Here is a 25,190-nt window from a genome sequence, read left to right on the forward strand (position 1 = left end):
AAAATTTGCTATGCCAGTAAGAAATTATACGTATTACGATTATACAATCAGTCTTTGCCCGGAATGTCTTAAAAGGGTAGGTGCCAAAATCATTATTGAAGATGAAGCTGTTTTTATGACCAAAAGATGTCCGGATCATGGATTTTTTAAAACAAAAATAGCTTCTGATGTACAGTATTATAAAAATATAAGAAACTATAATAAAGCCTCTGAAATGCCCTTCCATTTCGGAACCGATGTGGAATATGGCTGCCCCTATGATTGTGGACTATGTGTAGATCATGAACAGCATAGCTGTCTTTCTATCGTAGAAGTGACTGATCGCTGTAATCTGACCTGCCCAACCTGCTATGCAATGTCCTCACCCCACTATGGAAGTCACAGAAGCCTGGAAGAAATTGAGGCTATGTTTGATGTTATTGTAAAAAATGAAGGGGAACCGGACGTGGTGCAGATCAGTGGAGGAGAACCTACAATCCATCCGGAATTTTTCAAAATTATGGATATTGCCAAATCAAAACCGATCAAACATCTGATGCTGAACACCAACGGAATCAGAATAGCCAATGATCCGGGATTTGCTGAACAGCTGGCGACCTATGCTCCCGAGTTTGAAATTTACCTTCAGTTTGATTCATTTAGACCTGAAGTCCTGGAAGATTTCAGAGGGAAGGATCTTACCGCGGTCAGAATGAAAGCACTGGAAAAACTCAATGAGCTTAACCTTTCTACGACACTGGTTATTGTTCTTCAAAAAGATAAAAATATTGATGAAATAGGAAAAATTATAGAATTTGCCCTGAAACAGAAATGTGTAAGAGGAATTACCTTCCAGCCGGTTGAAATTGCCGGAAGAAACCGGGAAGATTCTGCTCATGAAAAAATTACCTTAACTGAAGTAAGACAGGAAATTATCAATCAGTTTCCGTTATTACATTCTGATGATATTATTCCCGTTCCATGTAATCCGGACGCGCTGGCTATGGGATATATCCTGAAACTTCAGGGCGAAACAATTCCTTTAACCCGATATATCAATCCTGCAGATCTTCTGAATAATGAATCAAGGAATACCATTGTTTATGAACAGGATAAAGGATTGCATATGCAGCTGCTGGATATTTTCAGCACCGGAATTTCCGTAGATAAAGTTCAGCCTAAAGTCAATCAGTTACTGTGCTGCCTGCCGGAGGTTTGTGCTCCGGATCTTGACTATGATAACCTTTTCAGAATAATTATCATGAACTTTATGGATGCTCATGATTTTGATGTAAGAGCGGTGAAGAAGTCATGCGTACATATTGTCAATAAAGACCTGAAGTTAATCCCTTTTGAAACGATGAACCTTTTCTACAGAGATGAAAAAAAGGCTTATCTGGAAGAACTCAGAAAAGAAGATAGAGTATTATTTTAACAATATAAAAGCAAAGCGTGAAATCTGATTTCACGCTTTTATTATTTCCTTGTTATTTTACTTCTTTTACATCTTCAAAAGTCATCACTTCTTCCAATGTTTTCATGTATTCATACGCAGTAAGATCAAACTTTACCGGAACAATAGAAATATATCCGTTAGCCAATGCCGTTTCATCGGCATCTTCAGAATCGTCCATATTGTTGAAATAACCTGTTAACCAGTAATATTTTTTACCGTGTGGATTGATTCTTTCATCAAAGCTTTCTTCCCATTTGGCATGAGCCTGCTTACAGACTTTTACACCTTTTATTTCTTCCGCCGGGAGTTTTGGAATATTCACGTTCAATACAATTCCTTTTGGCATTGGATTTTCCAATGTTCTTCTTACGATATTCTGAATAAATTCTTTAGCCTGGGTAAAATCTGCTTCCCAGCTGAAATCCAGCAGTGAGAATCCAATAGCAGGAATTCCTTCCACACCAGCTTCTACCGCAGCAGACATTGTACCCGAATAAATTACATTGATAGAAGAATTTGCCCCGTGATTGATCCCTGAAACCACAATATCCGGTCGTCTTTTCAGAATTTTATCAAGAGCCATTTTTACACAGTCTACAGGAGTTCCGCTGCAGGAAAAATCAGTCTGCGGGCCGTCCAGGGTAACTTCTTCGTAACTTAGGGTAGAGTTGATGGTAATAGCGTGGCCTTTTCCACTTTGGGGAGAGTTGGGGGCTACAACCACTACTTCTCCGATTTCATTCATAAAACTGACAAGATTTCTGATACCAGGAGCTGTAATTCCGTCATCATTAGTCACCAGAATAAGTGGTCTTTCCATAAATTATCTTTAATTTTTTATTTAAATAGAGTGAGTTTGTTCATTTTCAGAATTGAACAAATAGATTTTCAACACATCAAATGTAGGTAAAAATCAGACGCCATAAAATACCAGATTGGGATTGGCTGTTGTGAAAATAGAAATAAAATCCTTCTGCTTTTGCTTCAGAGAGTGAAGATCAAAGCACCAATAAAGAAAAATACCAGATGCAGAATATCTGACTAAAATGAAGGAAGTTTACTATGAATTTTATTTTATCAAACTCAGAATTTTACAGGTGCTTCCCATGAAAATCTGTTGTTATCCTGTGAAGAACACCTGTAAAGCCTGATAGTTTTAATGTTAAGTGGTTGTACAAAATAATAAACTAGTCGAGAGGTTTTCTACCGGAAATGATATTATAAAGAATAACAATAATAGCAATAACCAGTAAAACGTGAATTAAATAACCTGTGCTCATTCCGGGAACGACTCCTAGCATTCCCAATAGCCAAACAACGATGCAGATGACTGCTACTAACCATAATAAACTTTTCATGACTTAATATTTTGAATTTGTATGATTAATTCTCTGCATATTTTATGCCTTTATGATATGAAATTGATTTTTGTGGTATGTGTTCTTTAGTTTTTAACTAAAAAAACAAAGCTTCACATATGCCTGAGAAAAGGCTGATCTGTATCATTTTGTAATCAAACAGCCTGATAATAGGAAATGGCTGACACTGTCCTGATTATTTGTCAATCTCTTTAAATAAAAATCGTCAAAACTGTCGATATTTGTAAATAAGGTATTAAATTTGATCATTTGTAACAGTACCAAACTTACTGCTACTAATTATTATACTTATTTTAAAAAAATTAATAAATAAAGACAGTTTATGTGGAAAAATTTCAAACTGAATAAATTTTTACTCCTTATTCCATTAACCAGTCTAATGTTTTGTTTCAACTCGCCACAGAATGACGATGAAAAGATGCAGACGATAATGGTGAGCGTAAAAAACACACTTTCTTATCTGCATTATAGCCCGAAAACTATCAATGATGCCTATTCGAAGGACGTTTATAAGCATTATTTCGAATTGGTAGATCCGGCAAAAAGATATTTTCTTCAATCTGATATGGATGAATTCAGCAAGCATGAAACCAAGCTTGATGACTATATCGGACAAGGTGATCTTACATTCTATAAGCTTACGATTGACAGGCTATACCAGAGAGTAGATGAGATTGATAAAATCACACAGGATATCTTCAGCAAGCCCATCAATCTTCAGGAAGATGAAACGCTTACTCTTGAGCCCAAATTAAAAAAAGTACCTGCCAACAAACAGGAACAGTATAATGAGTGGAAAAAATTCATCAAATACAACATCCTTCAGGAAGTTGAGTCGATGAACAGCAAAGAAGAAGCTCAGAAAGAAAAGAAAGACTCTGTTCAGAAATACAAACTGAAAGATACGATCAAATTTAAGCCACTTACTCAGGACGAGAAGATCAAAAAAGCGACTGATGAAGTAAAAGATCTGGTAAAAGATACTTTCACGAGATTCAAAAAGAGAAAGAAAATGGATTGGTTTACCGTGTATATGAATGCTTATACAGAAGTATTTGATCCGCACACCAACTACTATTCTCCAAAAGATAAAGAAGACTTTGATACCCAGTTTACCGGAAAAGTTATCGGTATCGGGGCTTTGATCCAGGAGAAAAAAGGAAATCTTTACTTAGGAGCGCTTACTATTGGAGCACCGGCATGGAAGTCGAAACAGCTTTCAGAAGGAGATAAAATCCTGAAAGTAAGATCAAAGCCGAAAGAAGATGCTGTAAATGTAGTGGGAATGCTTTCTGATGAAGCAGTACGTTTGATCAGAGGTGAAAAAGGAACTCCGGTAACCTTAACTGTTCAGAAAAAAGACGGTACCATTAAAGATGTAACGATGATCCGTGAAGAGGTTGCTATCGAAGATACATTTGCAAGAAGTATTGTTGTAAATGCTCCAAACGGTAAAAAATACGGTTTCATCAACCTTCCAAGTTTTAATGCTGACTTTGAAAATGCCAAAGGAAGAAATGCTTCTGATGACATCAAAAATGAGATTATTAAGCTTAAAGCCCAGAATATTGAAGGAATTATTCTTGACCTTAGAAATAATGGCGGAGGTTCTTTAACTGAAGTAGGCGATATTATGGGACTTTTCATGGAAGCCGGGCCTTATGTTCAGGTGAAAGATGGAAATGGAAAAATACAGACGCTTAAAAATAAAAACGAAGCTCCTATCTGGACTGGTCCGCTTGTCATTATGCAAAATGAACTTTCCGCTTCCGCTTCAGAAATCCTTGCAGGTGTAATGCAGGATTATGGAAGAGCAATGATCATCGGATCTCCGCAGTCTTTCGGAAAAGGTACCGTTCAGACTTTTGTGGATCTGAACAGATTCCTGAACACAGAAGATGATTTCGGATCTTTAAAGCTGACGATCCAGAAATTCTATAGAATAACAGGAGAATCTACCCAGAGAAAAGGTATCGTTTCTGATATTCAGATGAAGGATTTCTTTACTTATGCTGAAGTAGGAGAGCGATATGATGATTATGCATTGGCCTGGGACAAAATTTCACCTACAAAATTCCAGAAACTGAACTATTTCAACATTCAGGCGCTGGAAAAAGCGAGTGCAGACAGAATGGCTAAAAACAGCAATTATCAGTTGTTATTAGAATCCGCTCAATGGAGGGAAAAACTGGATAAAGAAGAAAATATCACTTTGAATATTACGAAGTTTAACGAGCTGATGAAGAACAGAAAATCTCAGATTGAAAAGTTCAAAGCTTTGACGAAATTTGAGAACGGCCTTCAGTTTATCATGTATCCAAGTGAAATTGAAAGAGAGAAAAAAGACGAAGCTTTCAAGAAAAAATCTGAAATGTGGATCAAGAATCTGAAAAAAGATCTTTACCTGCAGGAAGCAATGAATATTGTATCAGATATGGGAGCTAAATCCTAAACATAAAAAACCGCTAATCAAAAAGATTAGCGGTTTTTTTATTGAATAAAGTAGATTACTTAATTTCTACACATCCCACTCTTCCTCCTGCATTTCCGGTAGGCTGAGTATGGAAATCATCTGCAGCGGCATGTACAATAAGACCTTTTCCAATGATGTTTTTAGACTCATCTGTACAGCCCAGACACCATTTGTCTGTCTTGAAAGTCAATGTTGCTGTTCCGTTCTGATCAGCAACCAGGTTTCCTATATCTCCCATATGGAAATGTTCAGCACCCCATTTACCATGATCATTCTTTGAAGGATTCCAGTGGCCGCCAGTAGAAGTTCCGTCTGCAGCTGAGCAGTCTCCTTTTTCATGAATGTGTACCGCATGGATTCCAGGAGTAAGGTTGGTAATATCCAGCTTCATGGTTACTTCATTTCCATTTTGAGTAAACTTCGCTGTTCCCCCTGTCTGTGTTCCGCTTTTGGCATTTACAGAGTATGTTTTTGTGGTTCCGCATGAAACGGCAAAAACTGCAAATCCCGCCAATAATGCTAATGTTTGTACTTTCATTTTTTTAAATGATTTATAGTGATTTTACGATAAATTTAAAAAAGATTTTCCAAAAGGCTTTATGATCTCACTCTTTTTTGAAAAACTTAGTTTAAATGATTGCTTTAATACAGGCTGTTGTGACCTTAAATTCCGAAACTTAGCCTGAGACTTACTGATTTAAAACGAAGTAAAAAAAGCTTATTTTAGTAGCTGGGAAGCAGTGTATAATCTGATCCTTGGAGAAAGAAAAGAAAATGATTATTCTGTATACATTCATTAGTGAAGAAAAACATCAGTCACGTTTAGACCGATACCTGCCTGCTTTTTCTCAGGAGGTTAATCAGAATATCCTGCGATACAGAAGATGGCAGGATGTGCAGATTTCTTTACTGGGAAAGGTGCTTTTACAATATGGTCTAAAAACATATTATAATATTTCTGATGTAAAAACAGGAGTTCTTCCCAATAAAAAGCCTTACTTAAAAGACCATCATATTCATTTTAATATATCGCATTCCAAAGAGCTTGCGGTCTGTGCTATTGCAGAATATCCTTTGGGAATAGATGTTGAATTCAGAGATCCGAAGATCAATTATCAGGATTTTATATTTCAGATGACGGCCAAAGAGCTTCAGAAAATTCATGATGCTGAGGATAAAACGAAAGAATTCTTCACTTATTGGGCAAGAAAGGAAGCTGTAATAAAGGCTCATGGAGCAGGGATGATGCTTCCGCTGGATTCTTTTGAAGTGGTCAATAACGAATGCAGGATTGAAGAAGAAAAGTTCTTTACCAGAGAAATTTTTATTCATGAAGATTATCAGGGTTATATTGCATCTTCAGATCGGAGAATTAAAGAAGATGTTCTTTTATTTAAAAGATTTGAAGAGGAGATCTCGTGACAAAAAAAGCGTAATGACCTCCAGACAATAGCAATAAAAGACAACAGACTTTCATTCCGGAAAAATATCTTTGTAAACTAATAATTTTGAAGTGGAAGAGTATAAAAAACGGATTGTAAAAACAATTCAATATATTGATAACCATATTGATGCAGATCTTTCTCTGGAAAAAGTTTCAGAGGTAAGCGCCTATTCTCCGTATCATTTTCACAGAATATTTAAGCTGGTTACGGGAGAAACCCTTCAGAATTATATTATCAGAAAGAAAATAGAGAAAAGTGCTCTCCATTTAGCGGTACATAGAAATATGGAGATTAAGGAGATCTATTGGGATCTTGGGTTTTCCAATCATTCTGTTTTCTGCAAAACATTCAAAAAATATTACGGTCTCGTGCCCACAGAATTTCGCAGATCAGCACCGGAAAAATTTCACAGGATTTTACAAATACAAAGCAAAAACGGACAAGTTGATACGGTTTTCAGCCAATACATTTGCAATATTGAAAATCTGTTAAACTGGACTAAAATGAATTTAAAAATCGAAGTAAAAGAAATGCCGGAAATGAATCTGGCATCCGTAATGAGCCTTGGAATGGCCAATGTAGAACCTTCTTTTAATATCCTTATAGACTGGGCAAAAAAGAAAAACCTGTTTCCGCGGCAAAATCTTAAAATGATTTCTGTTTATCACGACAGCTGCAAAATAACACCTCTCGATAAGGTAAGGATTCATGCCTGTATGCTTTTGGATGAGAAACTGACTCAGCAGGACGGGGAAGTCTTTCCAGAAACATTAGAGGGCGGAAAGTACATTGTAGGAAGCGGAGAGGTGACATTGGATGATTTTGAACAATGTTGGGTTTCTTTGTTCTTATGGATGAATGAAAACAATTACACCATGAGAAGAATCTTCCCTTATGAAATCTATCACTCCAATTTTAAAGAACATCCGGAAGGAAAAATGATCGTGGATTTTTGCATTCCGGTTCATTAATTACCATTCGGGAGCAAAAGAATGCCTTTCAGTAATATATTTTTTACAGAAAGGCATTTCTCATGCTATTTTTGATTCCAGAAAACAATAAAAATGAAAACACAAGGACAAAACATACTGTTTCTGATTCTTCTTCTCACTTCCATTATGGGATATTCCCAGGTGAAAATATCGGGGAAAGTATCCTTCAAAAACAAAGGAGTCGCCGAAGTAAATGTAACGCTGAAAGACACCTATGATGGGGCTACAACAGATGCCCAGGGTAATTTTACCTTTGAAACTTCAGAAAAAGGAGCTCATACAATTACTTTTACCCACCCGAAATATGAAAATGTAGAAAGATCAGTTTCTATTGAAAGTCAGGATATTTCTTTGAATATTGATCTTAAAGAACAGATCAGTGAGATTGATGCAGTGGTGGTTTCTGCAGGATCTATTGAAGCCAGCGATAAGAAAAGAGCAACAGCATTACTCACTCCCATTGATATTTATACTACAGCAGGAGCAGACGGACAGATTTCTTCGGCATTAACTTATCTTCCTGGAGTTCAAAAAGTAGGAGGAACGGAAGGTTTGTTCATCCGTGGAGGAACAGGAACCGAGTCTAAAATCTTTATGGACGGAAGTCTTATCAATAATTATTTTTCCAATTCAGTTCCGGGAATTGCGGGAAGAGATCAGTTCAATACTTCGCTTTTTAAAGGAAATATCTTCTCAAGTGGTGGTTATTCGGCGTTGTACGGCCAGGCCCTTTCGGGAGCTTTAATGCTGGAAAGTGTGGATCTTCCGGATGAAACTTCCTATAATTTCGGGATTTCACCCATTTTCCTGAATGCCGGATTTCAGAAGTTAGGAGATAATAAAAACTATTCTTACGGAGCTACAGCAGGATATTCTCTGCTAAGCCTGATGCAGAAAGTCTTTAATTTTAATACAGATTTTGTTGAAGCTCCGCAAGGTCTCAACGGAGATCTGAATTTCAGATTTAAAACAAAATCAGGAGGCTTTTTCAAATATTACGGAATGTTCAATTCCAATAAAATGGGTGTAAAGTCGGAAAGCCTTGAACCTGGATCCGATTTCAGTCTCGTAAAGCTTAACGGTAAAAATACATTTCACAACCTTTCTTTTAAACAAAAATTCGGAAAATATCTGCTTAATATGGGCGGTTCTTATTCCTACAACAGATCGGATCTTCATTTTTCTACAGAAACCAATGATATTGAATCCAACAGAAGCCAGCTTCTTACCGATGGAAACTATCTGAACTTCAAAGCAGTTCTTGAAAGAAAAATAAACAGAATCAGTGCCGTAAGAGGAGGAATTGAACTGAATAATACCGATGAAAATCTGAATTTTGAAGCGGTACGGAAACATTATAAAGATTTGATCTCCTCTGCTTTTGTAGAAACTGATCTTGGCTTCAGCAATGCTTTATCAGCGAAAATAGGGGTGAGAGCAGAACATTCTTCATTTTTAGGAAAGGATAATATTGCGCCTCGTTTTGCGATTGCCTACCGCCTTGCAAAAGACTGGACCACTTCGTTAGCGTACGGGACTTTTTATCAGAATCCTGAAAGTAAATACATCAATGGACCTGCCAATCTTGGTTTTCAGAAATCACAGCATTATATTTTCCAGGTTCAGAGGGCTTCAGAAGGCAGAACTTTACGTTTTGAGGCATTTTACAAGAAATATGACCAACTGATTAAGACGTTCAATATTACCCAGAACAAAGAGCAAAATCAGCAGATTCAGACTGCTTTAAACAATGATGGCTACGGATATGCAAAAGGACTGGAGTTTTTCTGGAGAGATAATAAAAAGACATTTGAAAATATCGATTACTGGATCAGCTACTCTTATCTGGATTCAAAAAGAGATTTCCTGAATTATCCGGTAAGCCTGCAGCCGAGTTTTGCAGCAGAACATACCCTTTCAGCAGTCGCAAAAAGATTTATTCCTGAATGGAAGCTTGGGGTTAATTTATCATATACTTACGCAAAAGGACGGCCTTATTATGACATTGCCTCCACATTTAAAGATGGAAAAGCTGTAAATTTTATCCGGAATGAAGGAACACTTAAGGATTACAACGCATTGAATTTCAGTGTCAATTATCTTCCGAATATCGGTAAAAAAGATGCGAAAGCCTTTCCTGTATTTGTATTGAGCATCAGCAATATTTTAGGATCAAAGAATGTATATGGCTATAATTTTTCAGCCAATGGCTCCAGAAGCTCTGCTATTGTTCCGCCAGTCAATACTTTTGTATTCATAGGAGCATTTATAAGTTTTGGAGTAGATAAAACAGATGATGCTATCAATAATAATTTATAAAAAACATATCTTAGAACACACAATAAACTAACTTTTAAAATTTAATATCATGAAAAAATACCTTTTAAGTTTTGCTTTAGCTTTGGTGAGCTTAACGGCTTTTGCACAGGCAGATTATGACAAAATAATGTCTGAAAAAATAGCCAGAATTGAAACCTGTAAAACCCCGGAAGATTTCCAGGCTCTTGCGAATGATTTCCAGAGAATAGGAAGTAAAGAAAGCTCAAAGTGGTTACCTGCTTACTATGCAGCATTTTCTTATATCCAAAAAGGGAGAACCCTGATGAGGGACGGAAAAATGCAGGAACTGGATGGTATTGCAGATCAGGCAGAGAAAAGTCTTTCATTGGCCCAGAATCTTGCAGGAGCAGATAATGCGGAAATTCATCTGTTGAAAAAAATGTCTTATTCCCTGAGAATGATGGTGAATCCTGCACAACGTTATATGACAGACGGGGCAAGAGCTGCTGAGGAACTTAATATTGCAGAAAAATTAGATCCTTCAAACCCAAGAATTGCATTGATCAAAGCAGAAGATGTCTATTTTACTCCCGAACAGTACGGAGGAAGCAAAACCAAAGGATTGGAACTATTTAAAGATGCTCAGGCAAAATTTACAACATATAAGCCTAAAACAGCTTTAGATCCTAACTGGGGAAGAGGAGAAGCCGATTATTTCCTAAGCTTACCGGCAGAAAAAGCAAAGTAGTTTTCTCTATATTTCAAATCAATCAACCTTCACAAGTGAAGGTTTTTTTGTACCGTTCAGAACGAAAAATCAGCCCTTCGGTAACAATTAATTTTTGATACCTTTAATAAAAACTAATTTTGAGTCAAGAAAACAGATCATGAAACGGAAAAACTTTATTGTACTATTCTGGGTATCGCTTGCAGTCTCCATGTTTTTCTTTTTTGTCTTTACAGAAGAGAAGAATCTTGAAAACTTTTTATATACCCTGCTTATCTCTTTTATTTATTCTTTTGTATTGGGAGGAGGAAACGGAATGCTGAACAGTTTTCTGAATAAAAAAATTCCATGGTCGGAAGCTACAACGAAAAGAGCGGTTATCAGTATTATTTCAATTATCGTAACCAATTTTGTACTGGTTTATTTTTGCAATTATGTCAATTTTGTACTTATTCAAAAAGCGGCTACTACAGAAGAGTTTTTCCTTGGAAAATATAATTTCCTTAATTGGTTTACCATCAATATTGCGTTGTTGATTTCTGCTTTCCTGCATGCAAAAGGTTTTATGGAAGAACTGAAAAAGACTTCCAAAAAAGAAGTGGTGGAACAGAAGCTGATCGCCAAATCCGCCAATGCCCAGTTTGAAAGTTTAAAAAACCAGCTGGATCCGCATTTCCTTTTCAATTCTCTGAATGTTTTAAGCTCTCTGATTGATGAAAATCCGCGACAGGCACAAAAGTTTACCGCTTCAATGTCAAAGATTTACCGGTATGTACTTGAACAAAAAGATAAAGAGCTGGTAACGGTGGAAGATGAAATAGAATTTGCCAGAACTTATTGCGAACTTTTAAAAACAAGGTTTGAAGACAGTGTAGATTTTACCTTTGATGTAGCTAAAGATGATTATCAAAAATATGTAGTTCCACTGGCTTTGCAGCTCTTGCTGGAAAATTGTATCAAACACAATTTTGCAACTTCATCAAAACCTTTGGTCATCAGAATTTTTTCAGACGGAAATACGCTCTGCATTGAAAATAATCTTCAGGTAAGAGAACAGATCAAAGAAAGCTCAGGAATTGGTCTAGCCAATATTGTACAGCGTTATTCCCTTATTACAGAGCGAAATGTCTTCATCGAAAAATCTGAAGATCATTTTAAAGTAAAACTTCCAATGCTCGTGGCTAAACCACAAGTTTCCATATCAAAACCTGAAGATGATTCTGCAGCTTACCAACGGGCACAAAAAAGAGTAAAAGAGATTAAGAGCTTTTACATGAACCTTATTTCTTACTGTACCGTAAGCGCCTTTTTAATCTTTATCAATCTTTTTACAAGCAGCAGAAATCACTGGTTCTGGTTTCCCGTACTGGGATGGGGAATAGGTGTTGCTTCTCATGCATTTCAGGTGTTTGGAGTAGGAGAATCATGGCAGGAAAAGAAGATTCGTGAAATTATGAACAAACAAAAAAAATAGAACCATGGGAAGATTTGACGAAAACGATATTGAATATCAACGGGCAAGAAGGCAGGTAGAAAGACTGCGTGGATTTTACGGACATGTATTCGCTTATATCGCAGTGAATGCTCTGATCGTTGTCTATAATTATATGCACCTGAAGCCTGGTGAAAGCTATTTTCAGTTTAAAAATTTTTTTACGGCAACTTTCTGGGGAATAGGGCTTGCAGCTCATGCGGTGACCGTTTTTCTGCCGCAACTTAATTTTATCAGGAAATGGGAAGATAAGAAGATCAAGGAACTGATGGATAAACAGAAAGATCACTAAAAAGGAAATTTTAATCTAAAAAAATTCTTTACAATGAATACCTTATCAACGCTGTTCTACATTTCAATGGCCGCCTGGTTTCTCACGGAATTCCTTTACAAAAACATGTTGAAATCTGGTAAAGAAGACCAAAAGAACAAGGATAAATCCACACTGAACATCTTATGGCTGGCGATTCCTTTTTCCATTGTTAGCGCAATATTCATGTCTTATAATTCTCATTTTCCGATGGCTGATGGTGTCTGGATTCTTTACCTGGGTGAACTTTTCATTCTTATTGGGATTATTGTCAGGTATGTGATCATCAGATCTTTGGGGAAATATTTTACGGTAGATGTTACCATCAGACAGGATCATAAAATCAAAAAAGAAGGGTTTTATAAATACCTGAGACATCCTTCCTATGCTTTTTCCTTGCTGACTTCTCTTGGCCTTGGTTTGTATTTAAATAACTGGTTGTCATTGATTTTTGCTTTTGTACCTCCGTTTTTAGCCTTTGCCTATAGGATAAAGATTGAAGAACAGACTCTGATAGAACAGTTTGGAGATGAGTATATTGAATATAGAAAAAGCACGAAGAAATTAATCCCGTTTATCTATTAATGACAGGTTTTTACGGTTCGGATAGCATAAACTACCATTCGGTCACATAAAATTGATTCGTGGCACTTTCCTGAGCTACCTTTGACTCAAGAAAAAACAAATCAACCTTTAAAAACAAAACATTATGGAAATTTTACCTGACAAAGAAACAATTGCTTACAGAAAAGCTTCAAGAAGAGTGAAAGACCTGAAAGAATTTTATGGAAACCTTACCTCGTACTGTATCATTATTCCTTTTTTAGCAATACTGAACATTGTAACTGCTCACGGATATTTATGGTTTTTATGGCCTGCACTGGGATGGGGAGTAGGAATTGCATTTCATGCCATAAGCGTATTCGGAATTGGTAAAAGCTGGGAAGAAAGAAAAATCAGAGAACTGATGGAGAAGGATGAAAAACAGAAAATAAAAACACTTTAAACAATAACTTAAAAACTTATAATATCATGGATTACGATACTGCCCACACAAGAACCAACAATATCAGAAAATTCTATAAAAGCCTTTTTATATTTGCCTTATTTGCCGTTCTGATCATTCCTGATGATATTTTTAGCGAAAAGATGATTAGCTTTCATTGGTTTGACCGATATACTATTCTTGGAATCTGGGGATTTATTATTCTGGTAAAAGCTGCAAAACTATTTCTCTTTGATTCCGAATGGGAAAAGGACATGATTGAAAAAGAACTCAGAAAAGAGAAAAAAACGATAAATTATTAAAATCTGTCCACTTTTATATAACTTTATTTCCTAAAATCTGACAACCAAAACTTAAACTCAATGATCAAAACTGTCATTATAGAAGATGAAAAACCTGCTTCAAGGAAGTTGGAGAGAATGCTGAATAACTTTCCTGAAATAGAGATCGTTGCCAAAATAGAATCAGTGGAAGAAGGTGTTGCCTGGTTTTCTGAAAACGAACATCCGCAGCTGATCTTTTCAGATATTGTTTTGGGTGACGGACTATCTTTTGATATCTTCGAAAAAGCACCTACCAAAGGTTTCATTATCTATACAACAGCATTTGACCAATATACCCTGAAAGCCTTTAAGCTGAACAGTATTGATTATCTTTTGAAACCTATTCTTGATGAAGATCTGGAAGGAGCAGTGGAGAAATTTAAATCCTTCATTCCTGCCAGCGATACCAATGGTTCTCAGGATATCAAACAGCTGATAAGAAAAGAAAAATCTACCCTTTCCAGAGTTCTGGTAAAAATAGGATACAACCTTAAGATTATTCAGACTCAGGAAATAAGTTGCTTTTTCAGTGAGAATAAAATCGTTTATCTTCAGACGGAAGACCGTACCTATCCATCAGATTTTACACTTGATGAGCTGGAAGATGTACTCGATGAGAAAAAGTTTTTCCGGGTGAACAGACAGTTTATTATCAGTTCGGATTATATCAAAAACATCCATACTTCGCCTTACTATAAAGTGGACCTTGAGTTTCAGCCTGAAGAAGAAATAACGGTCAGCAGAGACCGTGTGAAAGATTTTAAAGACTGGCTGGTCAGTTGATAAAAATTAAACAAAAACAAACACCATGGATCTTATACTATTTATTTTTAAACTGTTTCTTTCTCTATTTTATCCCTGAAAGATTGATCAGCAGGCATTATAGAAATCACTGGCGGATTGTACAAATTGGTGAAATGCTTCCGTAACTTCTTTTGAATGCTTGTGGGTAAGCGGAAACGGAACCATATGGGAATATTCAAACGGGAAATCTTTAATTTCAATAGCTACATTGATGTTCCTGTAGCCTCCCTGCAGCGTATTGAGTGCTTCTATCGGAGGAGCAACACTGTCTTTCTCCAATACATAAGCCTTGATCTGAGATTGGATTTCCTGAATTCTTTCCTCTCTTTCCTTCTGGAAATAATTGTAGCGGAGCATTTTCTTGAACCAGCTTTCCTGTGGATGCAATACTTCATTCTGATAATGTTTCAGACGTGAATCTGACTTAAAATCAGAGCTCAGCAATTCCGTAAAAACAGACTGCATTTTAACTGTTGCCTGAGTATCCATTATATATTTGGATATAGGAAACATCCTGTCGATCGTCATTCCTCCACAAAAACAAAATACTTTTGATCGGGTAAAATAATGATGAGGATCTGCCATTTTGATAATTAAAGCAAGAAATGATCCTATAGAATAGCCAAATAAATCCAGATTTGCTGTTGGAGAAATACCCTTGATTTTACCCTTTTTAATGTCTTTTACCACTTCTGTGATATCAGAATAGGTCTGGAGGCCGGACCAGAAAATTCTTTGAGGATGCGCTTCCAGTCTGGAACTTATGGCTGCATTTACATAGGAATAATTCATATTTTCCGGATACTTTTTTTTCCTGAAACTAACCACTTCCATCATATGATGACGGTCACTCCAGATAGGTTCTGCACGATCCATATGAAATGCAATAGGAAATAAAATGATGGCCTTTTGTGTTCTTTGAGCCAGTTCATAGGCCCATGGCAGGTATTTATCCCATTTCTTTTCATTCAATCCATGGAAGAAAAACAAAGCTCCTTCGGCTGTTTCTATATCTGCCCGCTTCAGGATATGATATTCAAATCTTTTATTACATTCAATATCAAAATCTTTGATATCTACAGCGGGGTGGTCGTACAAGAGATAAGCATTTTTGTTGATTTCGAGTGTTTGCTGATGTTTGTTGCAATGCTGATTTTCTGAGCCGTAAAGCAGGTCACAAACCTTGGATTCAAAAGGAATTGATTCAATGCTTACATTCAGTTCCTTTAGTTCAGCCCTGTCTTTTCCGGAATCAAAATGATTTTTCAAAACTTCATACAATTCATAATATTCCATAGCAAGACGATTGAGGGGTTCATATTTAGAACCATCAAGTTAGAGAATTATTGCGGTAATGAATTGATTTTTAAGGTTTAAATATATTCCAGGCATAAGAGAAATACAATAAACCCCGAAATAGTCTTATTCCGGGGCCATGATATAGAGATTGATGATGATGTTTATTGTTGAATTATTTTTTTGTCCGATAATTTTTTTTTAAACTATCTGTAATCTATTCTGTTAGATTCGGTGTCTTCAAGTTGTTTGACAATTGATTCAGGTATTTCGTCACTGTCAATGGGAAAACTGATGGAATCAGAAATGAAGTTTTTTCTGTCCGCTTTTCTGAAGATTTCAAACAAAGCAATCGGCTCCTGATTGAAGCTAATGCAGGTGCTTATAAAGTGGATTTCGTGGAGTTTATAGTCTGGGTTCTTAAGTTTTTCTTTAATATCCTTTATCCTTGAAATGAAATGTCTCTGACGAATAAAAGTATTGCTGTTCATGATGATGAAAACATAATCAGAATAGGCTGTTACTTTTCCAAAGTATTTGTGATGATCACCACCGCTTCTTTCAATAAAATATTCTCCGGTGGTTTCAGACTTGTAAATTTCCATCGCAGAGCGCCATATACGGTCTTCTTTTGCCATCAAAGGATTATCGGGTAGATTTCTGTTATAAGAATACCAGCAGCCTACTAAGCGGTCTAAAAGTGCCGTATTCATATCGGCATTATTCATATCGATCCTCAAATCATTAAAATTGAATGCCTCCGTATTTGAATTGATGAAATCTATATAATTGGAATAACCCAAAACTTTGACAATTAAACTCAGTTTGGCAAGGCTGGGTCTGCTTAAAGCAGCATTTTCATTCTGTTTAAATTTTTTCAGTTTATTGATGATCAGATGTTCATACAGATAATTCGTTCCCAGAAGATCTGGCTCTTTTTTGATCTGTTTTTCAGAATGATCGTTAATAATCAGGTCGTTCAGTTCTGCGCTTATATAAGACCATTCGGTTTTGGTCACATCTTTCCAATGGTTTTTCTTTAAAAATTGCCGGCTTAAGAAATTCATAAGCTTTTCAAGATGCAGGATATCTTCCTTTTTCATGGTGTTTATTTATAAGACTAATTTAAGATTTTTATCAAACTAAAAAAGATTTTTGAAAGACTTTTATATTGTATAATCCATGGATATTTGAGTAGAAAAACAAAAATCAAAACAATGGAAACAAAAATGCTATTACAAGATGAGTCCCTTTGGAACAGAATACAGGAATTTTCTCTGGATGCTCCCGGTGTCGAGTTCCCTTTCTCAAAAAAACTCGCAAAAGAAGAACGCTGGAGTCTGGATTTCGCAAGAAAAGCAATTGAAGAATACAAAAAGTTCGTGTATCTCTGCTGTGTTCTTCCTCATGGAGCTTCTCCCAGTAACATCGTTGACAAGGTTTGGCATATGCATCTGATTTATACGCAGAATTATTGGGAGGAATTCTGTCCTCATATTTTAAAAAGACCACTTCATCATCATCCATCCAAAGGAGGTTCTGCGGAAAAAGAAAGACATCAGAACTGGTTTGAAGATACATTAGACAGTTATCAGACCATATTCCGGCAGGAAGCACCCGAAGAAATCTGGAGAGAGCGTAAGAAAAAGTCAACATTGCAATCATGGATTAGAAAAATGGCCTTCTTTGCTCCCATATTGGTGTTATTGCTTTTATTTTCGTGTACAGAAGGAGATAACTTTTCAGGGTTAATGGTTACTGGAGTTGTATTCGGGATTATTTTTATTCTGGGAACTATCGTTTCAATCATAGGAGATCAGGAGGTTTCTGACCATAACAGAAAAGATAAGCAAAATAATGACGGAGGAAGTTGTGGTGGCTCAAGCTGCAGCGGAGGAGGCGGCTGCGGTGGTTGCGGTGGATGTGGAGGCTGTGGTGGATAATAAAACTCATCATTATGAAAAAACTCATCATTCATTCAGCTCCGGTTGTGATAGGCTTTATATGGCTTATGACAGTTCATCAGACATTTAATCCGGTTATTCTTAAAGGACCTGACTTTTTGAAGTTCTATGTCATTCTGGTTCTAGGATTTTACGCTTCGTTTTTTATGCTAAATTCTTTGAAAGAAACCATTTCGGGAACGACAATTTATTTCGCAGGATTTATTTTCTTGTTGGGAATTATCAAGCTTATCAGAGGGTTCTTGTTGGGAAAACCTGTTGGGTTTCTTGTTATGATCTTAATAGCAGAATGTATTGTTACATTGATTTTTATCTCAGGTCATGTCAATGAAAAGATAAAGTAAAACTTATTATTAAAAACAAACCCGAAACAAAAATGTTCCGGGCTTTATCATGTACTGTTGATATTAAATATCTTTCTTTTCTTCTTTTACGGGCTTATAGCCATATTTCCGAACCATAACGGAAGTCAGGACTACCAAAATAAGACTGATCGCGATATTGGAGTTTTCCGGATGTACAATGGCCTGATAAAGATTATAACCGAAAATAGAGGATACAACCGCAATCAGAATATTGTTTACATAAGCATACTGGTTTTTTGTAGATGTTTTCATAGTAGTATTTTTTATTGTTATTTACTCAGTAAGTATGATAACTTAAAAAACGTTACAGAAAAATTTCAAAAAAATATTTTCTTTAAAAAAACAATCTCAATGACCGAATCCCGTACCCCGAAACTCTTATGAAATAACACCACTGCCGATCAGCTCCTCATCAATATACCATGATGCAAACTGTCCCTCAGCAATAGCAGACTGAAGTTCATCAAATTCAATATAAAAAGCATTTTCAAACTGATACAGGGTTGCTTTCTGCAAAGGCTGTCTGTACCTGAATCTGGCCATTACTTCCATAGATCCTCCGTTCTGAAGTCTCAAATCTTCACGTACCCAGTGCAGTTCAGAATTATCAATTTTCAGAGCTTTTTTATGAAGTCCCGGGAAATGGCTTCCTTCTCCTACGAAAAGAATGTTGTTTTCCATATCTCTGGAAATGATAAAACAGCTTTCTTTGTGTCCGCCTATACCAAGGCCTTTACTTTGTCCGATCGTGAAAAACTGGGCACCCTGATGTTTTCCGATTACCTTTCCGTCAGATTTTTTATAATGGATTTTTCTTGATAAAAATTCAAGTTCTTCTTCTTTGGATGAGAATTCAGGTTTTTCTTCCGAAAATAGAGGAGAATCTTTGAAAATTTCTACGATTTCCCCTTCATTAGGTTTCAATTGCTGTTGTAAAAACTGGGGAAGGCTTACTTTTCCGATAAAACATAATCCCTGAGAATCTTTTTTATCTGCCGTTACCAGTCCGATTTCTTTTGCAATTTCTCTTACCTGAGGCTTTGTAAGTTCTCCAATTGGGAATAACGCTTTTGAAAGCTGATCCTGGCTTAGCTGGCAAAGGAAGTAAGACTGATCCTTATTATTGTCTTTTCCGGCCAGAAGGTGGAAAATTTCTTTACCGTTTTCATCAAAAGTAGAATTTACCCTTGCATAATGTCCTGTTGCTACCTTATCGGCACCTAAAGACATTGCGGTCTTCATAAACACATCGAATTTTACTTCTCTGTTACACAATACATCAGGGTTGGGAGTTCTGCCTTTTTCATATTCGGCAAACATATAGTCAACGATACGCTCCTTGTAAAGTTCACTCATGTCTATCACCTGGAAAGGAATTCCAAGCTTTTGTGCTACCATAAGGGCATCATTACTGTCCTCAATCCAGGGACATTCATCTTCTAATGTTACGGAAGCATCGTTCCAGTTTCTCATAAATAAAGCCACTACGTCATGGCCTTGCTGCTGCAGCAAATACGCTGTAACACTAGAATCTACACCTCCGGAGAGGCCTACTACTACTTTCATTGTATTCAATTTTACGAAACTCTTAACGGGAGTTCTTAGTTTGATGTGGCAAAAATACAATTAAAAAATTCGTAAAAAAACCATAATTTTAAACATTGATAAAAACGATAGCATATTGATTCCCTTTTTATCAGTTTCTCTGCAAACGGAAACAGACGAGAACATAGCTTTAAAAACAAAAATAGTATATATGAAAAAGTTTATTATTTCTATGATGCTGATCAGCTCAGGATCAGCATTTTCCCAAATTTCAGTAGGTACGCCGGTACAGGAAAACAGCAAATGGACTTTCGGAGGAGGCATTGGATTAGGATTTGGAAGTAACAGCGCTTTTAATCTGTCCGCATCACCAAGAGTAGGTTACAGGTTTACAGATGATTTTGAAGGCGGTGTGGTAGGAAGTGTGTCGTGGCAGACTTCTGATTACTATAAATCTACTATGTTTGGAGTAGGTCCTTTTGTCAACTATTATTTTGCCAGATCATTTTACGTGGGAGCCAACTATCAGCATTATTTTGTTGATTACAAAGATAAATATTACGATTATAAATATAACACGGAAGAGAATGCATTATACCTTGGAGGAGGATATATGCAGCGGATCGGGAATAATTCCTTCATGCAGCTGGGTTTAATGTACAATGTGCTTTGGAAACAGAATTCCAGTGTATTTTCCAGCGGTCTGATTCCGACTATTGGTTTTGTGGTGGGACTTTAAGTGTTCATTTATCAAGAGGAACGGGCTTTAGCCCGTTTAGTCAGAAAACAAAATTCATCCGGCTTCAGCCAAAGCTTACAAAACAAAAATCCCCGGGAAACTTCCCGGGGATTTTCTATTTGAAATTAAATTATTTATTTAATTAAGATTGAGAAGACTTTTCAGCCGATTTCTTAGCTTTCTGTGTTTTCCCGATCAGTCCGTCTTTTGCTTCATTAAGATCAAGAATTACGGTTTCTCCTTCGCTCAATTGCTTGTTTACCAGCATTTCTGCCAATAAGTCCTCAATATATTTCTGAATTGCACGTTTCAGTGGTCTTGCTCCGAAATCTTTATCCCATCCTTTTTCAGAAATAAAGTCTTTTGCTTCTTCAGTAAGATCCACTTTATATCCTAATTTTTCAAGTCTGCCATAAAGCTTATTCAGTTCAATATCAATGATTTTCTTGATATCATCCTGTACAAGAGAGTTGAAGATCACAATATCATCAATTCTGTTTAAGAATTCCGGTGCAAATGCTTTTTTAAGGGCATTTTCAATGGTACTTCTCGCTCTTGAGTCTGAAGTGGTTTTCTTCGCAGAAGTTCCGAATCCTACACCGTCTCCGAAATCTTTAAGATCTCTTGTTCCGATATTTGAAGTCAGAATAATGATGGTATTTCTAAAATCAATTTTTCTTCCTAAGCTGTCTGTAACGTGTCCTTCATCCAAAATCTGCAACAGAATATTGAATACATCAGGGTGAGCTTTTTCAATCTCATCCAAAAGAACTACTGCGTAAGGCTTTCTTCTTACCGCTTCTGTCAGCTGACCACCTTCTTCGTATCCAACGTATCCCGGAGGCGCACCAACCAATCTCGAAACCGCGAATTTCTCCATGTATTCACTCATGTCAATTCTGATCAGAGATTCATCGGATTCAAAAAGCTCTCTGGCCATTACCTTCGCCAATTCGGTTTTACCAACCCCGGTTGTTCCAAGGAAAATAAAGGTACCGATAGGGCGGTTAGGATCTTTAAGACCAGCTCTGTTTCTCTGAATAGCTTTCACTACTTTCTTCACAGCATCTTCCTGGCCGATTACTTTTCCGTTAAGCTTCTCATCCATTTGGGCCAATTTATCAAGCTCGTTCTTACCAACTTTCGTTACAGGAACTCCGCTCATCATAGAAACTACTTCCGCTACATTTTCTTCTGTTACGGTTTCTTTTTTCTCTTTTACATCCTTATCCCATTTTTCCTGAGCCGAATTCAGTTCCATCTGAAGACGTTCCTCTTCATCTTTCAGTTTTCTTGCTTCAAGATAGTCCTGAGCTTTTACCGCTTTCTGTTTCAGTTCTTTGATATCTTCGATTTTCTTTTCAAAATCAATAATTTCAGTAGGAACTTTCATGTTTTTGATATAAACACGGGATCCGGCTTCGTCCATTGCGTCAATTGCTTTGTCCGGTAAGAAACGGTCTGTTATATATCTTGATGTCAAATTGACACACGCCGCAATCGCTTCAGGTGTATAAATGACATTGTGATGCTCTTCATACTTATCTTTGATCTGGTTCAGAATCTGAATGGTTTCATCAATAGAAGTTGGTTCCACCATTACTTTCTGGAATCTTCTTTCTAACGCTCCGTCTTTTTCAATGTACTGACGGTATTCATCCAGAGTAGTTGCTCCGATGCATTGAATTTCACCTCTTGCCAAAGCCGGTTTGAACATATTGGAAGCATCTAAACTTCCCGTAGAACTTCCAGCTCCTACAATGGTATGAAGCTCATCAATAAATAAGATGACATCTCTGTTTTTCTCCAGTTCCGTCATGATGGCCTTCATTCTTTCCTCAAACTGACCACGGTACTTAGTTCCGGCAACTAAACTTGCCAGGTCTAAAGTGATCACACGTTTTCCGTAAAGAACTCTGGACACTTTTTTCTGTTGAATTCTTAATGCTAAACCTTCAGCGATGGCAGATTTACCAACTCCCGGCTCCCCGATAAGAAGCGGGTTGTTCTTCTTTCTACGCGATAAGATCTGAGAAACTCTCTCGATTTCTTTTTCACGCCCGATTACAGGGTCCAGTTTTCCGTCTCTGGCCAAAGAAGTAAGGTCTCTACCAAAGTTGTCCAATGTAGGGGTTTTACTTTTTGCAGAACCTAGATTTCCTGCAGGTTTTCTCATTTGCTCAAATTCCTCTCTTTCATCATCATCATCGTAAGCACTCATCTGTGGAGACTGGCCTGAATTTTTAAGCATAGTCTGGTACTCTCTTGAAACTCCTTCGTAGTCGATGTCATAAGCTCCCAGAATATTTGAAGTAGGGTCCTCATATTTATAAAGAATACCTAAAAGCAGGTGAACGGTATTAATTTCATTGCTTTTATACTGTCGGCATTCTAACTCTGCACGTTTGATCGCATGATCTGCCATCTTAGTGAAAGAAATATTGGTAACCTCCTCAGAAATAGGATTAAGACTTGCTGTATTTAGAGTTTCAATTTTTCTTCTGATTTGTGTTAAATCCGCATTAAGGTTTTGAAGGATTTCTTTTGCAGAGTTTTCCGTTTTTATAATACCTAAAAGTAGATGTTCTGTATTAAGAAATTCACTTTTCAGCCTTTTAGCTTCGCTTTTGCTTTGTTTGAACACCTGGCTCAAACCTTGTGAAAACTTATAATCCATAATATATCTCATTAGAACAAAGGCAACATTACCTTTTATTCATTATCTAAATTACAAATATTTTACCAAAAATCAATTAATGACTTTATGGCAGAAAAAAATTTATTATCTTATTGAAAATGATTAAGTTTGTAACCTTAAATTTTCCCCATGAATCCTGAACTTACCACTTACATTGGCTATTCTGCTTCTCTTTTTATCGTATTGAGTTTCATACTGAAAGATGTAAAAAAAATCAGAGTGGTTAACATGATTGGCTGTATTTGTTTTGTCATTTATGGTATCTTTAATGGAATGCTTTGGCCGGTTATCATACCAAACGGGCTTATTTGTTTCATTCAAATCTATTATTTAATACTAGACAAGAAAGATTGATGAGGAAAAAAATTATTACTTCTGCTTTTAGTAATCTGTATACTGACCAACGGATAGAGAAGGTGTGCAAAACCCTTTTTGATAACGGGTATTCCATAGATCTGATTGGTAACGATTGGGAAGGAAATGAAAAAATGGAACGTCCTTATCCCTTTTCCAGAATAGGATTAAAATCTAAAAGCTTAAAGACCGCTTATTTTGAATTCAACTGGAAATTATACAAAGAACTGAAGAAAAAAGCGGACAAAGATACGATTCTCCATGCCAATGACATTGATGCACTTCTGCCAAATTATCTCATTGCCAGAAAACTGAACATCCCTTTGGTGTTTGACAGCCATGAAATTTTCACGGAAATGCCATCTGTTCAAAACAGGTTTTCTCAGAAATTCTGGAGAGTGCTGGAAAGAAAGCTGGTTCCCCATATGGAACTGATGATGACAGAAAGTGAAAGCTATGCGGAATGGTTCCATGAACAATATAATGTCAATCCGGTTGTGGTCAGAAATATTCCCAGAAAAATTCTTTTTGCACCGGAAATTCCTGAAAATCATCCAAAGATCATTCTGTATCAGGGAGCGATTAATCAGTCGAGGGGAATTGAAAGAATGATTGTGGCCATGCATCATATTAAAGATGCTGTTCTGAAAATTGCAGGCGACGGCCCGAAGAAAAAAGAATACGAAGAACTTGTGATTCAGGAGAAACTTCAGGATAAAGTATTTTTCCTGGGTAAACTGAAACCTGAAAACCTCAGGGAAATCACCAAAACCGCTGACGCAGGATTCAGTCTCGAAGAAAATAACGGAGTAAGCTACTATTATTCACTTCCTAATAAAGTTTGCGATTATATCCAGTCGAGAGTGCCACTGGTCATGATTAATTTCCCGGAAATGCAAAGGATAAAAAATCAGTTTGATGTAGGAGAAATTATTCCGGATCACCGGCCTGAAACCATTGAAAAAGCAATTAATCTTGTTCTTCAGAATGGAAGACAGTATTATCAGAGCGAATTAAATAAGGCAGCAGACGTATTTTGCTGGGAGAATGAAGAGACGAAAATTCTTCAGCTTTTTGAAAAAGCGTCACGTAAATAAATTTTACAAAATTGGTTATCTTTGCAAAAGAAATTTGATTTAAAATGACCATTAAAGAAAAACAGCAGGAAATAATAGACGAATTCGCTTTTCTTGACGATTGGGAGCAAAAGTATGAGTACATCATTGATCTTGGAAAAGAACTGAAAGGCTTACCGGAAGATAAGAAAACAGAAGAAAATCTGATTAAAGGCTGTCAGAGCAAAGTTTGGATTGATGCTGAATTCAAAGATGGGAAACTTTTCTTTAATGCTGATTCTGATGGTATTTTACCCAAAGGTATCGTTTCTCTTTTAGTAAGTATTTATAGTGGGCATTTCACTCAGGAAATCCTGGATTCTGATTTTGATTTTATTGCAGAAATAGGACTACAGGAATTTCTTTCACCTTCCAGAGCCAACGGATTGATGGCGATGACCAAGCAGATCAAGTTTTATGCAGTTGCTTATCAACTGAAATCATAATC

The 25,190-nt window shown here is 36.6% G+C and carries 26 protein-coding genes; 18 read left to right on the top strand and 8 right to left on the bottom strand.

All coding sequences use genetic code 11. The features are described 5' to 3' along the window. Positions 1-10 precede the first annotated feature (10 nt). Positions 11-1,414 carry a radical SAM protein gene (locus DEU40_RS05820; RefSeq protein ID WP_110008968.1) on the top strand — a complete coding sequence of 468 codons (1,404 nt, stop codon included), beginning with the start codon at positions 11-13 and terminating at the stop codon, positions 1,412-1,414. Positions 1,415-1,466: 52 nt separating this feature from the next. On the opposite strand, the gene surE is transcribed toward DEU40_RS05820, so the two are convergent. Beyond that, entirely contained in the window at positions 1,467-2,255 is a 789-nt protein-coding gene (gene surE, locus DEU40_RS05825; RefSeq protein WP_110008969.1) for a 5'/3'-nucleotidase SurE, read from the bottom strand. Positions 2,256-2,622: 367 nt separating this feature from the next. Next, the gene (locus tag DEU40_RS05830; RefSeq protein WP_110008970.1) at positions 2,623-2,793 is read right to left on the bottom strand and encodes a lmo0937 family membrane protein; all 171 of its coding nucleotides are present in this window, start codon (positions 2,791-2,793) and stop codon (positions 2,623-2,625) included. A 343-nt stretch (positions 2,794-3,136) separates the two neighbouring features. Here DEU40_RS05830 and DEU40_RS05835 point away from each other — a divergent pair, with 343 nt between their 5' ends. Beyond that, the gene (locus DEU40_RS05835; protein WP_110008971.1) at positions 3,137-5,266 is read left to right on the top strand and encodes a carboxy terminal-processing peptidase; all 2,130 of its coding nucleotides are present in this window, start codon (positions 3,137-3,139) and stop codon (positions 5,264-5,266) included. Between the two features lie 55 nt (positions 5,267-5,321). On the opposite strand, the gene DEU40_RS05840 is transcribed toward DEU40_RS05835, so the two are convergent. After that, positions 5,322-5,825: a superoxide dismutase family protein gene (locus DEU40_RS05840; RefSeq protein WP_062672846.1), complete on the bottom strand. Its 504-nt coding sequence runs from the start codon at positions 5,823-5,825 to the stop codon at positions 5,322-5,324. 236 nt (positions 5,826-6,061) lie between these two features. Between DEU40_RS05840 and DEU40_RS05845 the strand changes: the two genes are divergently transcribed. From DEU40_RS05845 to DEU40_RS05890, 10 genes are all read left to right on the top strand, one after another. Continuing rightward, the gene (locus DEU40_RS05845; RefSeq protein ID WP_137904544.1) at positions 6,062-6,709 is read left to right on the top strand and encodes a 4'-phosphopantetheinyl transferase family protein; all 648 of its coding nucleotides are present in this window, start codon (positions 6,062-6,064) and stop codon (positions 6,707-6,709) included. Positions 6,710-6,800: 91 nt separating this feature from the next. Continuing rightward, positions 6,801-7,703, top strand: a complete 903-nt coding sequence (locus DEU40_RS05850; protein ID WP_110008973.1) for a GyrI-like domain-containing protein — start codon at positions 6,801-6,803, stop codon at positions 7,701-7,703. Positions 7,704-7,796: 93 nt separating this feature from the next. Then, a complete protein-coding gene (locus tag DEU40_RS05855; protein WP_110008974.1) occupies positions 7,797-10,043 on the top strand; it encodes a TonB-dependent receptor in 2,247 nt (748 codons plus the stop codon). A 49-nt stretch (positions 10,044-10,092) separates the two neighbouring features. Further along, positions 10,093-10,752: a hypothetical protein gene (locus tag DEU40_RS05860; protein WP_110008975.1), complete on the top strand. Its 660-nt coding sequence runs from the start codon at positions 10,093-10,095 to the stop codon at positions 10,750-10,752. 139 nt (positions 10,753-10,891) lie between these two features. Continuing rightward, positions 10,892-12,205 carry a 2TM domain-containing protein gene (locus DEU40_RS05865; RefSeq protein WP_110008976.1) on the top strand — a complete coding sequence of 438 codons (1,314 nt, stop codon included), beginning with the start codon at positions 10,892-10,894 and terminating at the stop codon, positions 12,203-12,205. A 4-nt stretch (positions 12,206-12,209) separates the two neighbouring features. Beyond that, entirely contained in the window at positions 12,210-12,515 is a 306-nt protein-coding gene (locus tag DEU40_RS05870) for a 2TM domain-containing protein (protein WP_110008977.1), read from the top strand. A 33-nt stretch (positions 12,516-12,548) separates the two neighbouring features. Next, positions 12,549-13,118, top strand: coding sequence for a methyltransferase family protein (locus DEU40_RS05875; RefSeq protein ID WP_110008978.1), 570 nt, complete (start codon positions 12,549-12,551; stop codon positions 13,116-13,118). Between the two features lie 124 nt (positions 13,119-13,242). Continuing rightward, positions 13,243-13,539 (top strand): 2TM domain-containing protein, encoded by a 297-nt coding sequence (locus tag DEU40_RS05880; RefSeq protein ID WP_110008979.1) that lies wholly within the window; start codon positions 13,243-13,245, stop codon positions 13,537-13,539. 26 nt (positions 13,540-13,565) lie between these two features. Next, entirely contained in the window at positions 13,566-13,841 is a 276-nt protein-coding gene (locus DEU40_RS05885; RefSeq protein WP_110008980.1) for a 2TM domain-containing protein, read from the top strand. A 60-nt stretch (positions 13,842-13,901) separates the two neighbouring features. Further along, entirely contained in the window at positions 13,902-14,645 is a 744-nt protein-coding gene (locus DEU40_RS05890) for a LytR/AlgR family response regulator transcription factor (RefSeq protein ID WP_082798753.1), read from the top strand. 87 nt (positions 14,646-14,732) lie between these two features. On the opposite strand, the gene DEU40_RS05895 is transcribed toward DEU40_RS05890, so the two are convergent. Together DEU40_RS05895 and DEU40_RS05900 are read right to left on the bottom strand one after the other, a co-directional pair. Then, positions 14,733-15,962: a DUF6051 family protein gene (locus DEU40_RS05895; protein WP_110008981.1), complete on the bottom strand. Its 1,230-nt coding sequence runs from the start codon at positions 15,960-15,962 to the stop codon at positions 14,733-14,735. Positions 15,963-16,168: 206 nt separating this feature from the next. Continuing rightward, a complete protein-coding gene (locus DEU40_RS05900; RefSeq protein WP_110008982.1) occupies positions 16,169-17,065 on the bottom strand; it encodes a hypothetical protein in 897 nt (298 codons plus the stop codon). 114 nt (positions 17,066-17,179) lie between these two features. Between DEU40_RS05900 and DEU40_RS05905 the strand changes: the two genes are divergently transcribed. Both DEU40_RS05905 and DEU40_RS05910 read left to right on the top strand, forming a co-directional pair. Continuing rightward, on the top strand, positions 17,180-17,905 hold the full coding sequence (locus tag DEU40_RS05905; RefSeq protein WP_110008983.1) for a glycine-rich domain-containing protein: 726 nt from the start codon (positions 17,180-17,182) through the stop codon (positions 17,903-17,905). Between the two features lie 14 nt (positions 17,906-17,919). Further along, positions 17,920-18,270 carry a hypothetical protein gene (locus DEU40_RS05910; protein ID WP_110008984.1) on the top strand — a complete coding sequence of 117 codons (351 nt, stop codon included), beginning with the start codon at positions 17,920-17,922 and terminating at the stop codon, positions 18,268-18,270. 63 nt (positions 18,271-18,333) lie between these two features. On the opposite strand, the gene DEU40_RS05915 is transcribed toward DEU40_RS05910, so the two are convergent. Both DEU40_RS05915 and mnmA read right to left on the bottom strand, forming a co-directional pair. After that, positions 18,334-18,543 (bottom strand): hypothetical protein, encoded by a 210-nt coding sequence (locus DEU40_RS05915; protein WP_110008985.1) that lies wholly within the window; start codon positions 18,541-18,543, stop codon positions 18,334-18,336. Between the two features lie 126 nt (positions 18,544-18,669). Next, on the bottom strand, positions 18,670-19,857 hold the full coding sequence (mnmA, locus tag DEU40_RS05920) for a tRNA 2-thiouridine(34) synthase MnmA (protein WP_110008986.1): 1,188 nt from the start codon (positions 19,855-19,857) through the stop codon (positions 18,670-18,672). 190 nt (positions 19,858-20,047) lie between these two features. Between mnmA and DEU40_RS05925 the strand changes: the two genes are divergently transcribed. Beyond that, positions 20,048-20,575, top strand: coding sequence for a hypothetical protein (locus DEU40_RS05925; protein WP_110009143.1), 528 nt, complete (start codon positions 20,048-20,050; stop codon positions 20,573-20,575). A gap of 142 nt (positions 20,576-20,717) precedes the next feature. Here the strand turns inward: DEU40_RS05925 and DEU40_RS05930 are convergent, their stop codons facing one another. Further along, entirely contained in the window at positions 20,718-23,252 is a 2,535-nt protein-coding gene (locus tag DEU40_RS05930; protein ID WP_110009144.1) for an ATP-dependent Clp protease ATP-binding subunit, read from the bottom strand. Between the two features lie 150 nt (positions 23,253-23,402). On the opposite strand from DEU40_RS05930, the gene DEU40_RS22610 reads away from it, so the two are divergent. Genes DEU40_RS22610 through DEU40_RS05945 form a run of 3 tightly spaced genes read left to right on the top strand, consistent with a single transcriptional unit; the run spans position 23,403 to position 25,188 of the window. Then, the gene (locus DEU40_RS22610; protein WP_110008987.1) at positions 23,403-23,627 is read left to right on the top strand and encodes a uroporphyrinogen decarboxylase; all 225 of its coding nucleotides are present in this window, start codon (positions 23,403-23,405) and stop codon (positions 23,625-23,627) included. Further along, the gene (locus DEU40_RS05940) at positions 23,627-24,724 is read left to right on the top strand and encodes a glycosyltransferase (RefSeq protein WP_110008988.1); all 1,098 of its coding nucleotides are present in this window, start codon (positions 23,627-23,629) and stop codon (positions 24,722-24,724) included. Before DEU40_RS22610 ends, DEU40_RS05940 begins: the two co-directional genes overlap by 1 nt. A 44-nt stretch (positions 24,725-24,768) precedes the next feature. Beyond that, positions 24,769-25,188 carry a SufE family protein gene (locus DEU40_RS05945; protein ID WP_110008989.1) on the top strand — a complete coding sequence of 140 codons (420 nt, stop codon included), beginning with the start codon at positions 24,769-24,771 and terminating at the stop codon, positions 25,186-25,188. Positions 25,189-25,190 lie beyond the last annotated feature (2 nt).

Origin of the sequence: Chryseobacterium sp. AG844 (assembly GCF_003182335.1) — a bacterium.
In the GTDB taxonomy this organism is placed as follows: domain Bacteria; phylum Bacteroidota; class Bacteroidia; order Flavobacteriales; family Weeksellaceae; genus Chryseobacterium; species Chryseobacterium cupriresistens.